This is a genomic window from Proluteimonas luteida (genome assembly GCF_021191695.1).
Lineage (GTDB): Bacteria > Pseudomonadota > Gammaproteobacteria > Xanthomonadales > Xanthomonadaceae > Luteimonas > Luteimonas luteida.
This window is the reverse complement of record NZ_JAIWPT010000011.1, coordinates 147,784-163,237: the sequence shown is the minus strand read 5'-3', so window position 1 is coordinate 163,237 and position 15,454 is coordinate 147,784. Positions and strand designations below refer to the sequence as shown.

General features: G+C 72.0%; 15 protein-coding genes and 2 pseudogenes. 12 read left to right on the top strand and 5 right to left on the bottom strand.

Annotated features, from left to right (window positions below):
• The 8 genes and pseudogenes from LDO26_RS11540 to LDO26_RS11505 all read left to right on the top strand — a co-directional run.
• A pseudogene (locus LDO26_RS11540) lies at positions 1 to 105 on the top strand (IS110-like element ISStma4 family transposase); the annotation flags it as partial.
• 85 nt (positions 106 to 190) lie between these two features.
• Positions 191 to 955 (top strand): TspO-related membrane protein, encoded by a 765-nt coding sequence (locus LDO26_RS11535; protein ID WP_232131246.1) that lies wholly within the window; start codon positions 191 to 193, stop codon positions 953 to 955.
• The gene (locus tag LDO26_RS11530) at positions 952 to 1,353 is read left to right on the top strand and encodes an EF-hand domain-containing protein (RefSeq protein ID WP_232131245.1); all 402 of its coding nucleotides are present in this window, start codon (positions 952 to 954) and stop codon (positions 1,351 to 1,353) included. The genes LDO26_RS11535 and LDO26_RS11530 overlap by 4 nt, the downstream gene beginning before the upstream one ends.
• A 106-nt stretch (positions 1,354 to 1,459) precedes the next feature.
• Positions 1,460 to 1,933: a hypothetical protein gene (locus LDO26_RS11525; RefSeq protein ID WP_232131244.1), complete on the top strand. Its 474-nt coding sequence runs from the start codon at positions 1,460 to 1,462 to the stop codon at positions 1,931 to 1,933.
• Positions 1,934 to 2,158: 225 nt separating this feature from the next.
• A complete protein-coding gene (gene coxB, locus LDO26_RS11520; RefSeq protein WP_232131243.1) occupies positions 2,159 to 2,926 on the top strand; it encodes a cytochrome c oxidase subunit II in 768 nt (255 codons plus the stop codon).
• Positions 2,923 to 5,448 (top strand): cytochrome c oxidase subunit I, encoded by a 2,526-nt coding sequence (ctaD, locus tag LDO26_RS11515; RefSeq protein ID WP_232131242.1) that lies wholly within the window; start codon positions 2,923 to 2,925, stop codon positions 5,446 to 5,448. The genes coxB and ctaD overlap by 4 nt, the downstream gene beginning before the upstream one ends.
• Before the next feature lie 23 nt (positions 5,449 to 5,471).
• Positions 5,472 to 5,810 (top strand): hypothetical protein, encoded by a 339-nt coding sequence (locus LDO26_RS11510; protein ID WP_232131241.1) that lies wholly within the window; start codon positions 5,472 to 5,474, stop codon positions 5,808 to 5,810.
• Positions 5,811 to 5,859: 49 nt separating this feature from the next.
• Positions 5,860 to 6,393 carry a DUF2231 domain-containing protein gene (locus tag LDO26_RS11505; protein ID WP_232131240.1) on the top strand — a complete coding sequence of 178 codons (534 nt, stop codon included), beginning with the start codon at positions 5,860 to 5,862 and terminating at the stop codon, positions 6,391 to 6,393.
• Positions 6,394 to 6,496: 103 nt separating this feature from the next.
• Here the strand turns inward: LDO26_RS11505 and LDO26_RS11500 are convergent, their stop codons facing one another.
• On the bottom strand, positions 6,497 to 6,991 hold the full coding sequence (locus LDO26_RS11500) for a CopD family protein (RefSeq protein ID WP_232131239.1): 495 nt from the start codon (positions 6,989 to 6,991) through the stop codon (positions 6,497 to 6,499).
• Positions 6,992 to 7,277: 286 nt separating this feature from the next.
• Here LDO26_RS11500 and LDO26_RS11495 point away from each other — a divergent pair, with 286 nt between their 5' ends.
• From LDO26_RS11495 to LDO26_RS11480, 4 genes are all read left to right on the top strand, one after another.
• Positions 7,278 to 8,213 (top strand): cytochrome c oxidase assembly protein, encoded by a 936-nt coding sequence (locus LDO26_RS11495; RefSeq protein ID WP_232131238.1) that lies wholly within the window; start codon positions 7,278 to 7,280, stop codon positions 8,211 to 8,213.
• Positions 8,210 to 9,532, top strand: a complete 1,323-nt coding sequence (locus tag LDO26_RS11490) for a ferredoxin reductase family protein (RefSeq protein WP_232131237.1) — start codon at positions 8,210 to 8,212, stop codon at positions 9,530 to 9,532. Before LDO26_RS11495 ends, LDO26_RS11490 begins: the two co-directional genes overlap by 4 nt.
• A 229-nt stretch (positions 9,533 to 9,761) precedes the next feature.
• Positions 9,762 to 10,922 (top strand): mechanosensitive ion channel family protein, encoded by a 1,161-nt coding sequence (locus LDO26_RS11485; RefSeq protein ID WP_232131236.1) that lies wholly within the window; start codon positions 9,762 to 9,764, stop codon positions 10,920 to 10,922.
• A 25-nt stretch (positions 10,923 to 10,947) separates the two neighbouring features.
• Entirely contained in the window at positions 10,948 to 11,943 is a 996-nt protein-coding gene (locus LDO26_RS11480; protein ID WP_232131235.1) for an aldo/keto reductase, read from the top strand.
• A gap of 218 nt (positions 11,944 to 12,161) precedes the next feature.
• On the opposite strand, the gene LDO26_RS11475 is transcribed toward LDO26_RS11480, so the two are convergent.
• The 4 genes and pseudogenes from LDO26_RS11475 to LDO26_RS11460 form a co-directional block, all read right to left on the bottom strand.
• Positions 12,162 to 12,557, bottom strand: coding sequence for a hypothetical protein (locus LDO26_RS11475; protein ID WP_232131234.1), 396 nt, complete (start codon positions 12,555 to 12,557; stop codon positions 12,162 to 12,164).
• A 124-nt stretch (positions 12,558 to 12,681) separates the two neighbouring features.
• Positions 12,682 to 13,236: a DUF6630 family protein gene (locus tag LDO26_RS11470; RefSeq protein WP_232131233.1), complete on the bottom strand. Its 555-nt coding sequence runs from the start codon at positions 13,234 to 13,236 to the stop codon at positions 12,682 to 12,684.
• 414 nt (positions 13,237 to 13,650) lie between these two features.
• Positions 13,651 to 14,157 (bottom strand): annotated as a pseudogene (locus LDO26_RS11465) (pyridoxamine 5'-phosphate oxidase family protein); the annotation flags it as partial.
• Positions 14,158 to 14,227: 70 nt separating this feature from the next.
• A complete protein-coding gene (locus LDO26_RS11460) occupies positions 14,228 to 15,439 on the bottom strand; it encodes an MFS transporter (protein WP_232131232.1) in 1,212 nt (403 codons plus the stop codon).
• Positions 15,440 to 15,454: the final 15 nt, after the last annotated feature.

Below are 15,454 nucleotides of genomic sequence, written 5' to 3'. Positions count from 1 at the left end.
CCCGGCAAGGTCATCGTCTGCGCCGTCATGCGCAAGCTCCTCCACCTGGTCTGGGGCGTCCTACGTTCGGGCAAGCCATTCGATCCCCAGCACGCCATTGCATAGGCCGCCGCAAGACGGTATCTACACTCTGCGCCGCATTCACGCCACCGGTGCGAGCATCTCACCGCCAGATTCCCGGAGTGCCGCCATGCGCCTGCTCGTGCTGCTGTTGTCGATCGCGATGCCGCTGGTCGGCTGGCTGTCGCAGACCGGCGCGTTCGGGCCCGACCAGGGCACGGTGTCGGGCCGCTACCCCACGCTGCTGATCGCCGCCGGCTACGCGTTCTCGGTCTGGGGCCTGATCTTCCTGCTCGACCTGCTGTACGGCGTCTGGCAGGCGACCGGCGCGCGCCGCAACGATCCGCTGCTGGCGCGGATCGCCCCGGCCGCGGCGCTGGGGTTCTTCCTGACCGCGATCTGGATGCCGCTGTTCTCCGCGGGCCTGTTCTGGCTGTGCCTGCTGGTGATCTTCGGCGCGCTGGCGGCGCTGGCCTGGTGCGCACTGCAGCTCTCGCGCCCCGGCGCCGCGACCGGCCGCCGCGTGGCGTGGCTGGCGCTGTCGATCCATGCCGGCTGGCTGTCGCTGGCGGCTTTCCTCAACCTCGCCCAGACCATCGTCGCCTACCGCCTGCTGCCCACCGGCGACATGCTCGGATGGAGCCTGGCGCTGTGGGCACTGGCCGCCGCGCTGCTGCTGGCCCTCAACGCGCGCATGCGTGGCAACATCGCGTATCTGGCGATCGCCCTGTGGGGGCTGGTCGCCGTCCACATCCAGCAGTCGCAGTCGACGCTGCCGGGCGCGGCGGTGTCGGCGTGGGTGGCGGTCGCCATCGCGGTGGCCATCGCCGCGCAGACCGCGTGGCTGCGACGCGCCCGACCCCGACCCCTGCACCGAAACCGGAGGCCGACATGACCTGCCCGATCCGACCCTCGACCCGCGACACGCTGCGCCTCGTCGTTGCCGCGCTGGCCGCGACCGCTTGCGCTGCCGCCACGGCGCAGGTCAGCACCACGCCGCTGGAAGTGCGCGATGCGCCGCCGGTGACGTCTCCATCCACCGGACGCCAGACCGGCATCGTGACGTTCGGCGAACCCGGCGGACAGCAGGTGATCGTGCGCTCCTATGAACCCGATGCCGCGCTGCGCGACAACTACCGCATCGATTTCGAGGCGCTGGACACCGATGCCGACGGCTTCATCAGTCGCCGCGAGGCCGCCGCGCACCCGACGCTGGACGCCGAGTTCCGCGCGGTCGATGCCAACGGCGACGGCCGCCTCAGTCGCGAGGAACTGGCCGGCTGGCTGCGCTGACGACCCCGCACGCGGTGCGGGCGCACTCCGGCACGGGGCCGGCGGCACCCGGTGGTAGCCTATGCGCCCCCCGGCATGGCCGGACCTGCGGAGCGCATGCACAACGATGAGCGGGAGCCCACGTACCGGCCTGGTGATCGGCGTCGTCCTCGCCCTGTTCGCGGGCATGTTCATCGGCGCCCTGGGCGCGACCGTGCTGCTGCGCACCAGCATCGGGTCGGCCGGCGACCTGAAGGCGCGCGATGCGATCCGCCTGCACGCGCTCGTCGCCACGCCGACCGGCGCGGCCGGCGCGGATGAAGTCCGCGAACGCACGCTGTCGACGTTCGCCGCCAGTTTCGTCAGCGCCGCCGCCGCGATCGATGCCACCGCCTCGCTCGACGACCGCCGGCGCCTGGTCGACATCGCCCGCTGGATCTCCGACACCGGCGCCCTGTCCGGCCGCGACGACGGCGGCAATGCGGCCTGGGCCGAGGCCGCGGCGCGTTGCGTGGTCGCGACGCCCGACGCGCCGCGCGATGCCGCGAAATGCGTCAAGGCGGCGATGCCCGCGACCGGCATCGCACCCCACACGAACTGAACCGCCTGTCGTCCGGCGCGTAGCGCGGGACGGGCACGAATACGGCGCCCGGTGTCCTGCGCTGGGCGTCGCGCGTTGTTGGCATGCCGGTGTGGGACACGTGCCGAACGCGCCGGAGCGGCACGACGCATTCACATTGCGTGGCCGCCGTGCCCGATAGCGTTGCCCGTGGGCGTGCCTTCCGCGCGGCCCTTCAGCACATCGGGGCGGCGGATTATCGGCACCTTGCATCGACATCGACGACGCGCGACCGCGCTGGCGTTTTCCGCCGTGGCGCCGGCACTGCTCGGCGCCTGCGGCGGGCCCCAGTCCGCGCTGTCCCCGGCGGGCCCGGCGGCGGCCACCATCGCCCAGGGCTGGTGGCTGATGGCGACCGCGTTCACCGCGGTCTGGGCCATCGTGCTGGCGCTGCTGTGGCTGGCACTGCGGCGGCGCGACGGCGACAGCGCATTGCGCCATCCGCGGCGCCTGATCGTCGCCGGCGGCTTCGTCCTGCCGACGGTGGTGCTGGCGGCGCTGCTGGTCTGGGGCAGCCTGACCAGCGGCCGGCTCGCCTGGCCGGGCGAGGAGCCGGATGCGGTCATCGACGTCACCGCGCGGCAATGGCAATGGCATTTCCACTATCGCGATGCCGATGGCGCGGTGGTCGCCGAATCGCTGGACGAAGTGGTGCTGCCGCTGGGGCGCATGGTCGAGCTGCGCATCACCAGCGACGACGTGATCCACGGCTTCTGGATCCCGCGGCTCGCCGGCAAGATCGACGCGATCCCGGGCCGGGTCAACGTGCTGCGCCTGCAGGCCGACGAGGCCACGCCGATGCGCGGCCAGTGCGCCGAGTTCTGCGGCCTGGACCATGCACGCATGGAATTCCGGGTGCGCGTGGTCGACGACGCCGCCTGGGCGGCCTGGCTTGCGGGCGACGCATCTGCAGCCGACGCGCCTGCGGACGCCGCCGGCGCGCCTGCAGCCACCGGCGGGAGCGGTACGCGATGAGCACCGGCGCCCCCACCCCCGGCGACCATCTGCGCCACAACGAGCGGCTGGCGCTGCTCGAGCGCGTCTGGGCCAACGGCCGCGGCCTCGTCGGCCAGCTGACCGCGGTCAACCATTCGACGATCGCCTTCCGCTTCATCCTCACCGGCTTCGCGTTCCTGCTGGTCGGCGGGATGCTGTCGATGTTCATCCGCCTGCAGCTGGCGTGGCCGGGGTTGAACGTGCTCGATCCCGAGCGCTACGCGCAGTTCGTGACCATGCACGGCACGACGATGATGTTCCTGTTCGCGGTGCCGATCATGGAAGGCTTCGCGATGTACCTGGTGCCGAAGATGCTGGGCGCGCGCGACCTGCCGTTCCCACGGCTGTCGGCGTTCGGCTGGTGGTGCTACCTGTTCGGCGGGCTGTTCCTGTACTCGAGCTTCCTGTTCGGCGCCGCGCCCGACGGCGGCTGGTTCATGTACACGCCGCTGACCGACCGCACCTACTCGCCCGGCATGGGCCCGGACTTCTGGCTGATCGGCGTGACCTTTGCCGAGATCGCCGCGGTCACCGCCGCGGTCGAGCTGATCGTCGCGATCCTGATCACCCGCGCGCCGGGCATGGACCTGCGGCGGATGCCGCTGTTCGCCTGGGCGATCCTGGTGATGGCCTTCATGATCGCGTTCGGCTTCCCGCCGCTGATCCTGGCCAGCATCCTGCTGGAGATCCAGCGCGCGTTCGACTTCGCGTTCTTCGAGGTCGCGCGCGGCGGCGATCCGCTGCTGTGGCAGCACCTGTTCTGGCTGTTCGGCCACCCGGAGGTCTACATCATCTTCCTGCCGGCGGCGGGCGTGGTGTCGATGGTGGTGGCGACGTTCGCGCGGCGCCCGATCGTCGGCTACACCTGGATCGTGCTGGCGCTGGTGGCGACCGGCTTCCTGAGCTTCGGCCTGTGGGTGCACCACATGTTCACGGTCGGCATCCCCTTGCTGGCGCTGGCGTTCTTCAGCGCGGCGAGCATGGCGGTGGCGATCCCCACCGGCATCCAGGTGTTCGCGTGGATCGCCACGCTGTGGGCCGGCAGGCCGTGGCTGCGGGTGCCGATGCTGTACATCGTCGGCTTCTTCGTGGTGTTCGTCTGCGGCGGGCTGACCGGGGTGATGCTGGCCTTCGTGCCGTTCGACTGGCAGGCGCACGACACCCACTTCGTCGTCGCCCACCTGCACTACGTGCTGATCGGCGGGCTGATGTTCCCGATGTTCGCCGGCCTGTACTACTGGTTGCCGCTGGCCAGCGGGCGCATGCCATCCGAATCGCTGAGCCGCAGCGGCTTCTGGCTGATCTTCATCGGCTTCAACCTGACCTTCCTGCCGATGCACATCACCGGGCTGGCCGGCATGCCGCGGCGCGTGGACACGTACTCGATGGAACTGGGCGTGCACTGGCTCAACCTGCTGTCGACCGCGGCCGGTTTCGTGATGGCGGTGGGCATGGTCGCGATCCTCATCGACGTGGCGCTGTGCTTCCGCCTGGGCCGCCGCGCGCCCGCCAACCCGTGGCAGGCCGGCACGCTGGAATGGGCGCTGCCGCGGCCGGTGCCGAACTACAACTTCGCCTCGGTGCCGGTGGTCGACGGCCGTTATCCGCTGTGGGACGACCCGGGCGTCGCCGAAGCCGGCGCGCGCACCGACGGCCTGCTCGGCGAGGCGCACGACGGCCGCCGCGAACTGCTGGGCACCGGCATCCAGTCGGCGCAGCCCGAGCAGGTGATCCGGCTGTCGCATTCGACCTGGCTGCCGCTGCTGGCCGCGCTGGCGATCGCGCTGCTGCTGACCGGCTTCATCGCCTCGCAGTACTGGCTGTCGCTGGCGATGCTGGTGCCGCTGGTCGGACTGTTCCTCTACTGGGCCTGGACCACCGGCGACCGCACGGCGCCCGAGACTGTCGAGGCCGCGCCGGGGCTGTGGCTGCCGACCCAGTATTCGGCGCGCAATGCACCGGGCTGGTGGGCGCTGGTGGCCTCGCTGCTGATCGACGGCTCGCTGTTCGCCTCGCTGGTGTTCGCTTGGTTCTACCTGTGGCTGGGCGCGCCGGTGTGGCCGGCGGCGGGCTCGGCGATCCCGGCGCTCGCGCCGGTCGCGGGCGCGGCCGCGCTGCTGCTCGGCGCCGGCGTCGCCGCCGGCCGCGTGCCGGTGGCGGTACAGGCCGGGCGCACGCGGCCGGCGATCGCATGGTCGCTGCTGGCGATCGCCGCCGGACTCGCGTTCCTGGTGCTGCACCTGGGCATCGTGGCCGACGCGGTCACGGTGCCGCAGCAGCATGCCTATGCCTCGGTGGTGTGGACGCTGGCCGGCTTCCACGCGATGCACGTGGTCGTGGCGATGCTGGTCGGCGGCTTCGTCGCGTTGCGCCTGCACCGCGGTTACGCGCATGCCGGCCGCATGCTCGAACCGCGCGTCGCCACCGGACTGTGGCGCTACACCGTGGGCCAGGGCGTGATCGCTTTGGCCGTGCTGCACCTGCTGCCGGGGTGGCTGTGAGCGCGGCGCCGTCACTGACCCGGATGGCCGCCCCGCTGGCGGTGTGGGCGCTGCATTTCGTCGCGGTCTACAGCCTGCAGGGCGTGGCCTGCGCGCGGCAGGTCTGGCGCACGCCCGTCGCCGGGCTGGAGCCCGTCACCTGGGCGCTGGCGCTGCTGACCGTGCTGGCACTGGCGGCGATCGCCCTGCCAGGCGCCGCCGCGCTGCGCGCGTGGCGCCGGACCCGCGCTGCCGACGACGGTCGCGCGGCGGTCCGTCGCGAGCGCTTCCTGTGGGCGCTGACCGCGCTCGCCGCGCTGGCCGCCACCATCGCCGTGCTGTTCACCGCGACCCCGATCGCCCTGCTGCCGACCTGCGGATGAGCGCCACGATGACACGCAACCAGACCCCCGCAACCGGCACGAGGATGCGATGCGCAAGGACCTGAAACAGCCGGTGCCGCAGACCCAGACCCACCATGTCGAAAGCGTGGTGGCGATCGCCAAGCACCCGATCCACCCGATGCTGGTGACGTTCCCGATCGCCTTCCTCAGCGTGGTCGTCGTCACCGACGGCCTGTACCTGTGGCTGCACACGCCGTTCTGGGCGGAACTGTCGTTCTGGCTCAACGTCGCCGGGCTGGCGATGGGCCTGGTCGCCGGCGTGTTCGGCACCGTGGACATGATGTCGATCCGGGTCGTGCGCCGGCACGTGTCGGCATGGAACCACTTCATCGTCGCGGTGATGGTGCTGGCGATGGCCGCGCTGGGCGTGTGGCTGCGCTGGCCCGACCCGGTCGCCGCGGTGTGGCCGTGGGGCCTGCTGTCGTCGGCGATGATGGCGCTGCTGGTCGGCGTCGCCGGCTGGCTCGGCGGCACCCTGAGCTTCCGCCACGGCGTCGGCGTCTACGGCGACGAGGAGCCCGAGCTGGCGCGCGGGCGGGATACCACGCCGCCGGCGGAGTGAGGCGCACGGGTTCGATGCCGCCGGCGGATGTCCTGGCGGCTGGACCGGAGCGGCATACGCGGCGGAATCGAAACCTCGGGAACCGCGAGAACCCCCGCGGCCGTCACAGCGGCGGCGCGTTCTCCAGCCCCGGCAGGGCCTCGTCGTCGGTCACGTGCGACGGCGGTGGCGGCAGGTCGCCGATGCTGGCCGGCTTGGCCCCGGTCAGCGCGGCGATGCCCAGCAGCAGCACCAGCGGCACCCAGCCGATCGCGCGGTAGAACAGCGGGCCGTGGTGGTCGCGGGCCTGGCCCAGTTCGTACAGCAGCAGGCCGAAGTACAGGTGCATCAGCACCGCGACCGCGACCACCAGCAGCTTCAGCACCAGCCATGCGCCGTTGGGATTCCATGCGATCAGCGCCATGCCGGCGAGGATGGTGACGATCGCCGCCGGCGACATGATCCAGAAGAACAGCGTGTTGGTGACCGGATTCCAGTAGCCGTCCTCGGCGTCGATCTCGCGCCGGTGCCGGGCGACGAACAGCCGCGGCAGGAAGAACAGGCCGCTGAACCAGATCGTCATCGCGGCGATGTGCAGGACTTTGAGCCAGAAATACACCGGCAGCTCCGGTAGTCGACACGGCAGTGTGGCGCAATGCGCATCAATGGCCTGTCGAGGCGCGGCCGGCGTGAAGGCCCGCACCTGCGTGCCGGCGGGGATCCTCGAAATGCGTGTTGGGAATCTCGACCTGCAACCGTCGTCCCCGCGCAGGCGGGGGCCCAGCGTCTTCGCTGCGGAAGCCTTCAGGCACTGGGTCCCCGCCTGCGCGGGGACGACGGTTGCGGACGACGCTGCCGCGTGCGCGTCGACACTGCATGCAACCCGGCGTTGCTAGGGTCGCCGCATGACCGCCTTGCGCCGCGCAACCCGTGTCCTGCCGCTGCTGGCCGCCGCCTGCCTGGCGACGCCGGCCGCGCACGCCGTCCTGCCGGAAGGCGACCCGCCGACGCTGGCGACGGCGTGGACGCTGTCGCCATGGGCGCTGGCGCCGCTCCTGTTGCTGACCGCGCTGTACGCGGCCGGCGTGCAGCGCCTGTGGCGCCGCGCCGGTCGCGGTCGCGGCGTGTCGGGGATCGAGGTCGGTGCGTTCGCCGCCGCGCTGGCCGCACTGGTGCTGGCGATGGTGTGGCCGCTGGACGCGCTCGGGGAATACGCGCTCAGCGCGCACATGGCCCAGCACATGCTGCTGCTGGCGCTGGCGCCGCCACTGTTGCTGGCGGCGCGGCCGTTCGCGGTCGCGGCCACCGCGTTGCCACAGCCCCTGGCGCAGGCGCTGCACCGCGGCCTGCACCGGCCGATGGCGGCGTTGACCCGGGCGCTGGCGCCGGCGACGGTGGCGCATGCGGCGGTGATGCTGCTGTGGCAGCTGCCGGGCGCGACCACGGCCGCGCTCGCCAGCGAGCCGCTGCACTGGGCGATGCACGCCAGCTTCCTGCTCGCCGGGCTGTGGTTCTGGGCCGCGGTCCGGCAGCGGCTCCGCGCGCCCGATGCCGGCGCCACCGGCGGGCTGGTCGCACTGGTCTCGGTGATGATGCTGATGGGCTTCCTGGGCGCGCTGCTGACCTTCGCGCCGCGGCTGCTGTATCCGGTCTACAGCAACCGCGCACTGCTGGTCGGCATGGACCCGCTGGTCGACCAGCAGCTCGCCGGGCTGGTGATGTGGGTGCCCGCGGCCCTGCCCTACCTCGTCGTCGGCATGTGGCTGGTGGTCGCGCTGCTGCGGCGCGGCGCGCGCCGTGCGCCTGCCGCTCGCCCGGCCGCGCGTGGCGGCGACGCATGAACACCGGCTGGTGGCGCCTGCTGCTGTGGCTGCTCGGCTACCTGGCGCTGGCGCTGCTGCCGATGGCGATCGCGCTGTCGGGCGATCCGCCGGCAGTGCGCAGCCGCATCGTCGAGACCGGCGCGATGCTCGGCCTGCTGGGCCTGGGCGTGCTGTCGGCGCAGGCGCTGACCTCGGGGCGCCAGCGCTGGTTCGCGCGCGGCCTGGGCCAGGACGACGTGCTGCAGTTCCACCGCCAGACCGGCCTGCTCGGCTGGGGCCTGGTGCTGGCGCACCCGCTGACGATGCTGCTCGGCGATGCGCGCTTCCTCGACTATCTGGATCCGCGCGCCGACTGGCTGCGCGCGACCGCGCTGTGGACCGTGCTGCTGGCGGCGACCTGGCTGGTGGCGACCTCGCTGTGGCGGCTGTCGTTCGGCCTGCAGTACGAACACTGGCGGCTACTGCACGGCGCGCTGGCGCTGCTGGTGGTCACGCTCGGGCTGGGCCATGCGTTGATGGTCGGCCACTACACCGGTCCGCTGTGGAAGAAGGCGGCGCTGGTGCTGGTGGTCGGTGCCTCGATCTTCGCGGTGCTCGAAACCCGGCTGCTGCGGCCGCGGCGACTGCAGCGCCGGCCATGGACGGTGCGCACGCTGACCCGCGAGCGCGACGGCAGCCACACGCTGGTCCTGCAGCCGGGTTTCGCGGGCGGGCTGCGTTTCCGCCCCGGCCAGTACGCGTGGATCACCCTCGGCGCCACGCCATGGCGACTGCAGCAGCACCCGTTCTCGATCAGCTCGGGCGCCGACGACGACGGCCTGGCGTTCACCATCAAGCCGCTCGGCGATTTCACCGGCCGCATCGCGCAGACCGTGAAACCGGGCGACCGCGCATTCGTCGAAGGCCCTTACGGCGAATTCGCGTGGCGCCCGGAGGCCGCGCGCGAAGGCGCGGTGTTCGTCGCCGGCGGGGTCGGCATCACCCCGATCATCAGCATGCTGCGCACCGCGCGCACGCGCGGCACCCGCGCGCCGCTGCTGCTGGTCTACGGCAGCCCGGACCGGGACACGGTGCTGTTCCGCGAGGAACTCGACGCGCTGGCGCAGGCCCTGCCGCTGACCGTCGTGCACGTGCTCGAGACGGGCCATGACGGCTGGGACGGCGAGACCGGGCGCATCGACGCCGCGCTGCTGGGCCGCCACCTGCCGGCACGCATCGACCGCATGTGCGCCTACCTGTGCGGTCCCGACGCGATGGCCGACGCGGTCGAACCGGTGCTGCGCGCGCACGGCGTGGCGTCGGATCGGCTGTATTCCGAACGCTTCGGGCTGGTCTGATGCCGGCCCCGCTTCGCCACGGAGGATCGCCCCGATGATGCACCGCCACCTGCGCCGCGCCGGGCTCCTTGCCGCCGTCGTGCTGGTCGCCGTCGCGTTCGCCGCGGCGTGGCTGCGCTGAGCGACGCGCGGCACCGTTTCCCGCGCGCGCCGCCGCGTTCCCGTCGACACCGCATCCACCTGCTGCACTGCACAATCGGGCGTTCCCTTCCGCATCGCAGGAGCAGGCATGTCCCCGGACTGGAACCACATCGCCGCATCGGCATGGCCGGTACTGGTCGCGCTGGTACTCGGCTTCGTCGTCCACCGCGGCCTCCAGCGGCTGGCGCAGGTGGCCAGCCGCCGGGCGGCCGAACACCTGCGCGCACGCGTCGCGGAGGTCGTGGCGGTTCCCGCATCGATCGCGCTGCCGCTGCTGTTCCTCGCCATCGCGCTGCGCTTCACTCCGCTCGACCCGGAAGTCGCCGGGCAGATGCGGCACTGGCTGGGCATCGGCGGGCTGCTGTGCCTGACCTGGCTGGTGGCGCGGATGATCGGCGCGGTCGAGGGCCGGATCCTGCGTGACCACCCGATCGACGTCGTCGACAATCTCGCCGCGCGCCGGGTGCAGACCCAGACCCGGGTCATCGCCCGCGTGCTGCAGGGCGCGGTGGTGCTGGTCGGCGTGGCGCTGGCGCTGATGACGTTTCCGCAGATCCGCCAGGTCGGCGCGGCGCTGCTGGCCTCGGCCGGCATCATCGGCCTGGTCGCCGGCGTCGCCGCGCAGCCGGTGTTCGGCAACCTGATCGCCGGCCTGCAGATCGCACTGGCCCAGCCCATCCGGCTCGACGACGTGGTCATCGTCGAGGGCGAATGGGGCCGGATCGAGGAGATCACCGCCACCTACGTGGTGGTGCGCATCTGGGACGAGCGCCGCATGATCGTGCCGCTGCAGTGGTTCATCGCCAATCCGTTCCAGAACTGGACCCGGACCAGCGCGCAGCTGCTGGGCACCGCGTTCCTGTGGCTCGACCATCGCGCACCGGTCGCGGCGATCCGCGACGAACTGCAGCGCATCTGCGAATCCGACCCGCGCTGGGACGGCCGCGTCTGCGTGACCCAGGTCACCGAGACCGACCGCCACACCATCGAGGTGCGCCTGCTGGTCAGCGCGCGCGACTCGGGCGAACTGTTCGACCTGCGCTGCGCGGTGCGCGAGCGCATGCTCGCCTTCCTCGACGCGCACCATCCCGAGGCGCTGCCGCGGATGCGCAACGAGATCGGCCGCGCGGATGTCGACGGCGGCCATCGCCCGGCCTCGCCACGACCGGCGGACGTGCGTTCGCCCGGCGCGGAAACGGTGACCCCGGCCGACCTCGACACCGGCTTGCCGCGAAAGGGTCCAGACTGAGCGGCGTCCCCCACGGAGTACCGCAATGAAGACCCGCACCCTCGGCCCGAACGGCCCCACCGTGTCCGCGATCGGCCTCGGCTGCATGGGCATGAGCGCGTTCTACGGCGGCCGCGGCAGCGATGCCGATGCGATCCAGGTCATCCACCACGCGCTCGACCAGGGCATCACCCTGCTCGACACCGCCGACATGTACGGCCCGCATACCAACGAGGAACTGGTCGGTCGCGCGATCGACGGCCGCCGCGACGACGTGTTCCTGGCGACAAAGTTCGGTATCAGGCTCGACCCCGACGATCCGCAGGCGCGCGGCGTCGACGGACGCCCCGAGTACGTGATGGCGGCCTGCGAGGGCAGCCTGCGGCGGCTGAAGGTCGACGTCATCGACCTGTACTACCAGCACCGGGTCGACCCCGGCGTGCCGATCGAGGACACCGTCGGCGCGATGGCGCGGCTGGTCGAACAGGGCAAGGTGCGCCACATCGGCCTGTCCGAGGCCTCGGCCGCGACCCTGCGCCGCGCGCATGCGGTCCACCCCGTCACCGCGCTGCAGAGCGAGTACTCGCTGTGGTCGCGCGAGCCCGAGACCGACGGCACGCTGGCCGCATGCCGCGAGCTGGGGATCGGTTTCGTGCCGTATTCGCCGCTCGGCCGCGGCTTCCTGACCGGCACCATCCGCACCGCCGACGATTTCGACGCCGACGACTACCGCCGCTATTCGCCGCGTTTCCAGGGCGACAACTTCGCCCGCAACCTCGCCCTGGTCGAGCAGGTGCAGGCGATCGCGCAGGACTACCACGTCACCCCCGGCCAGCTGGCACTGGCATGGGTGCTGGCGCAGGGCGAGGACCTGGTGCCGATCCCGGGCACCAAGCGCATCGTCTACCTCGACGAGAACATCGCCGCGCTCGACATCGACCTCACCGCCGACGACCTCGCGCGCATCGATGCGATCTTCCCGCCCGATGCCGCCGCCGGCGACCGCTATCCGGCGGCAAGCATGGGCAGCGTGGGCCGCTAGGCGCGCCGGCGGCGGAAATCCGGTTTCGTCGCCGATTGCCGGAGCACCCCGATCGCGAGCCATGCGCGTCGGCCGCGTAGGGCCGACCTACAGGGGATCAGGGCTGCCCGCTCCGATTCCAGGGGCTCCCGCCCGTAGGTCGGGGCAACGCCCCCGACACCGGCAGTCCGCCCCGCGGCACTTGCCCGCACGCAAGGTCCGCCGCAGCGGACCGCGCCTCAGCGGCTCACGCGTGCCTTGAGGTCGCGGCGGTCGCGGCGCACGACCTCGCGCAGGGTCTGGTCGCGCCATGCATCGGCGCTGGCCTGGCCCTCGTCGGCGAGGCGGCGTTCGTACTCCGGTTCCAGCTGCGCGCGGCGCAGTTCGACGATGCGCCGGTATTCGGCCCGCAGCGACGCCATGCTGCCGATCGGCGTATCGCGCCGGATCGGCTGCAGCCACGGGGCCTCGTCCGCCGCCTCGACCGCCAGGTCCGGCGCCGGCACCGCCGGGGCGTCCTGACGGCCGGCATCGCCGGCAAACGCGGACAGCGGGCACAACAGCGCCAGCGCCGCCGCGATGTCCCGAAACCGAAGCCCGGCAAGGCCTGAAAGCATCGCATTCATGTTGCCCATCGCACCCTCCCGTACCGCACCGACGGGGCAACGCTAGCACCGGAGGATGAAACCGGGTGCGAAGGCAGGATGACGTGCGGATGTCGCGCACCGCCGGCGCGCATCCGGCACGTCGCCGGCGCCGTCAGCCCGCGCCGGGCCGGACCTCGATGCCCAGCGCATGCGCGACCAGCCGCACCGCCTCGTCGTCGTCGCGCGCGGCGAACCAGCCGGCCAGCGTGTCGCCGCCGGTCTCGCGCGTCCACAGGGTGTAGCCGTCGACGCGCAGCTGGTCGTAGGCCAGTTCGAGCAGCGCGTGCGGCGATGCGCCATCCAGGAACTCCGCGTCGGTCGGATCCTCGACGCCCCAGTCCAGGTCGAGGTTGTAGCGCGCAGCCAGTTCGTTGATCGCGTCGATCAGCGTGCCCGGATCCTCCTCGGCGACATGGAACCCGGACTTCCAGTCGATGGTCGCCTGCAGCGCAGGCACCAGCCGGTCGTCGTCGGCGCCGGCCGTCGCCTCCTGCCAGTCGCGGAACTGCTGCGCGGCCGATTCCTCGTCGCCCGGGTTGATCAGCAGCAGCAGTTGCCAGACCAGCACCTCGACCGCCGCGTCGTCGTCGAGATCGATGCCGTCGGCATCGCCGGCCGCGAAGTTGTCGTCGGGATCGAACTCGGTATCGGGCAGGGTCATCGGCATGGCCACATCGGTGGGAGCGGACAGTGTGACGCGAACCTGCGGCGGCTGTCGCTGCCGGTGCGGTCGCACGGTTCCCCGGACGCCCGCGTCACCGGGAAACAAAGGTCCTTCGCCGATTCCGGAGGCGCCCTGGTCGCAAGTCGGGGCAAGGCCCCGACGCCAGGGCCGCGGGTCAGCCGCATCGCGCGGGTTCCACGCCCCCTCGCGAATCCGTCACGCGCACGTCGGCCGCGTGGGGCCGACCTACGTCGGATTCGCGGCGCCCTTCTTCGCCGTGCCCTTCTTTGCGGTGCCCTTCTTCGCAGCGGTCTTCTTCGCCGCGCCCTTCTTTGCGGCGGCCTTCCTGGCAGGCGTCTTCTTCGCCCCGCCACGCGCATCGGCGTGCGACGGCGGCAGGCGCGAGGTCTTGCGGCCCCGCATGTCGATGATGCGGTTCTCGCCCATGACCTCCTCGCGCCCGGTCACGCGCGCGACGGCGAAGGCGACCGCCTTGCCGATCAGCGAACCGGGACCATCCCAGTATTCGGCGGTGCGCACCTGCACCTCGAGCAGGGTCAGGGTCGGATCGTCGATGCCGCCGGGGAAGAACGCCTTCAGCGCGTCGTTCCAGAACGCTTCGATCTTCGCCCGGTCGGTGTTGATGCGCGCGTCGCCGGCCAGCGAGACGTAGGTATTGCGCGACTGCGAGGCATAGGCGAGGTTGACCTTGCCGTTGCGGCGGATCTCGGCGACCTTCGGGCTGTCGGACGCGACGAAGAACCAGACGCGCTCGCCGTCGAACTGCGCCTTCTGCGTCGACAGCGGCCGGCTGACGAGGTCACCACCGGGACCGACGGTGGTGAGCATCGCGATGTCGATGTCCTCGATCAGCTTCGCCAGCGTTTCGGCGTCCTTTCCGGGCTTGCGTTTCCGGGTTGCCATGACGCACTCCGCATGTGGGGTTGCCATGCAGTCTTGCCGCGGCGCCCGCTGCCGGGCGTGAAGGCGGGCCTCAGCAGGACGCCGGCGCCTCGCGCGGGCGGCGCTCGTCGCGTCGCGCCCAGGCATAGACCAGCAGCCCGGCGGCCGCGGTCGCGGCACCGACGTAGCCGGTCGAGGTCCAGCCCAGACCCGCGCTGATCGCCATCCCGCCGAACCACGGTCCCAGCGCGTTGGCGACGTTGAACGCGGCATGGTTGGAGGCCGCGGCCAGGGTCTGCGCATCGCCGGCGACATCCATCAGCCGGGTCTGCAGCACCGGCGCCAGCGCGCCCATCGTGCCGACGGCGACGATCGCCGGCAGGATCGACCAGACCGCGTGGGCGGCCAGCGGGAACAGCAGCAGCACGCACAGCGACCACGCCAGCACGATCGCGACCGCGCGGAACGCGAAGCGGTCGACCAGCCAGCCGCCGGCGAGATTGCCGAGGATCGCGCCGCAGCCGAACGCCGCCAGCGCGACCGGGATCCACGATTCGGCGACGCCGGTGACCTGGGTCAGCGTCGGCGCCAGGTAGCTGAAGACGCAGAACATGCCGGCGAACCCGATCGAGCCGATCAGCAGCGCCAGCCACACCTGGCTGCGGTTGAACGCGCGCAGCTCGCGCATCGGCGTCTGCCTGGGCTCGTCCGGGTCCGGCGCCAGCAGCCGCGCGACCAGCACCACCGTCAGCAGCGAGATCGCCGTGACCAGGCCGAAGGCCCAGCGCCAGCTCAGCTGCTGGCCGAGCCACGTGGCCAGCGGATTGCCGACCAGGATCGCGATCGACAGGCCCAGCAGCACCCGGCTGACCGCGGTGCCGCGGTGCCCGGGGCGGCTGATCGACGCGGCGACCAGCATCGCCACGCCGAAGTAGGCGCCGTGCGGCAGGCCGGCGACGAAACGCGCGACCAGCATCGTCGGGTAGTTCGGCGCCAGCGCGCTGGCGAGGTTGCCCAGCGCGTAGAAGCCCATCAGCGCCAGCAGCAACTGGCGGCGCGGCAGGCGCGCACCGAGGATCGCCAGCACCGGCGCACCGATGACGACGCCGATCGCGTAGGCGCTGATCAGGTGCCCGACCTGCGGCTCGGTGATGCCGAAGCCGCGCACCAGGTTGGGCATCAGGCCCATCATCGCGAACTCGCTGGTGCCGATCGCGAACCCGCCCATCCCCAGTGCGAACAGGATCAGGGTGTAGGTGCGGCGCGGCATCTGCGCCGCGGGCGACGGGCTGGGGGCGGCCATCGCGGGTCTCCGGTT

Coding starts and splice junctions, on each gene's coding strand:
- LDO26_RS11460 (WP_232131232.1), bottom strand. CDS start 15,439: ATGGCCGCCCCCAGCCCGTCGCCCGCGGCGCAGATGCCGCGCCGCACC.
- LDO26_RS11480 (WP_232131235.1), top strand. CDS start 10,948: ATGAAGACCCGCACCCTCGGCCCGAACGGCCCCACCGTGTCCGCGATC.
- LDO26_RS11505 (WP_232131240.1), top strand. CDS start 5,860: ATGCGCAAGGACCTGAAACAGCCGGTGCCGCAGACCCAGACCCACCAT.
- LDO26_RS11485 (WP_232131236.1), top strand. CDS start 9,762: ATGTCCCCGGACTGGAACCACATCGCCGCATCGGCATGGCCGGTACTG.
- LDO26_RS11490 (WP_232131237.1), top strand. CDS start 8,210: ATGAACACCGGCTGGTGGCGCCTGCTGCTGTGGCTGCTCGGCTACCTG.
- LDO26_RS11495 (WP_232131238.1), top strand. CDS start 7,278: ATGACCGCCTTGCGCCGCGCAACCCGTGTCCTGCCGCTGCTGGCCGCC.
- LDO26_RS11530 (WP_232131245.1), top strand. CDS start 952: ATGACCTGCCCGATCCGACCCTCGACCCGCGACACGCTGCGCCTCGTC.
- LDO26_RS11535 (WP_232131246.1), top strand. CDS start 191: ATGCGCCTGCTCGTGCTGCTGTTGTCGATCGCGATGCCGCTGGTCGGC.
- ctaD (WP_232131242.1), top strand. CDS start 2,923: ATGAGCACCGGCGCCCCCACCCCCGGCGACCATCTGCGCCACAACGAG.
- LDO26_RS11470 (WP_232131233.1), bottom strand. CDS start 13,236: ATGCCGATGACCCTGCCCGATACCGAGTTCGATCCCGACGACAACTTC.
- LDO26_RS11510 (WP_232131241.1), top strand. CDS start 5,472: ATGGCCGCCCCGCTGGCGGTGTGGGCGCTGCATTTCGTCGCGGTCTAC.
- LDO26_RS11525 (WP_232131244.1), top strand. CDS start 1,460: ATGAGCGGGAGCCCACGTACCGGCCTGGTGATCGGCGTCGTCCTCGCC.
- LDO26_RS11475 (WP_232131234.1), bottom strand. CDS start 12,557: ATGGGCAACATGAATGCGATGCTTTCAGGCCTTGCCGGGCTTCGGTTT.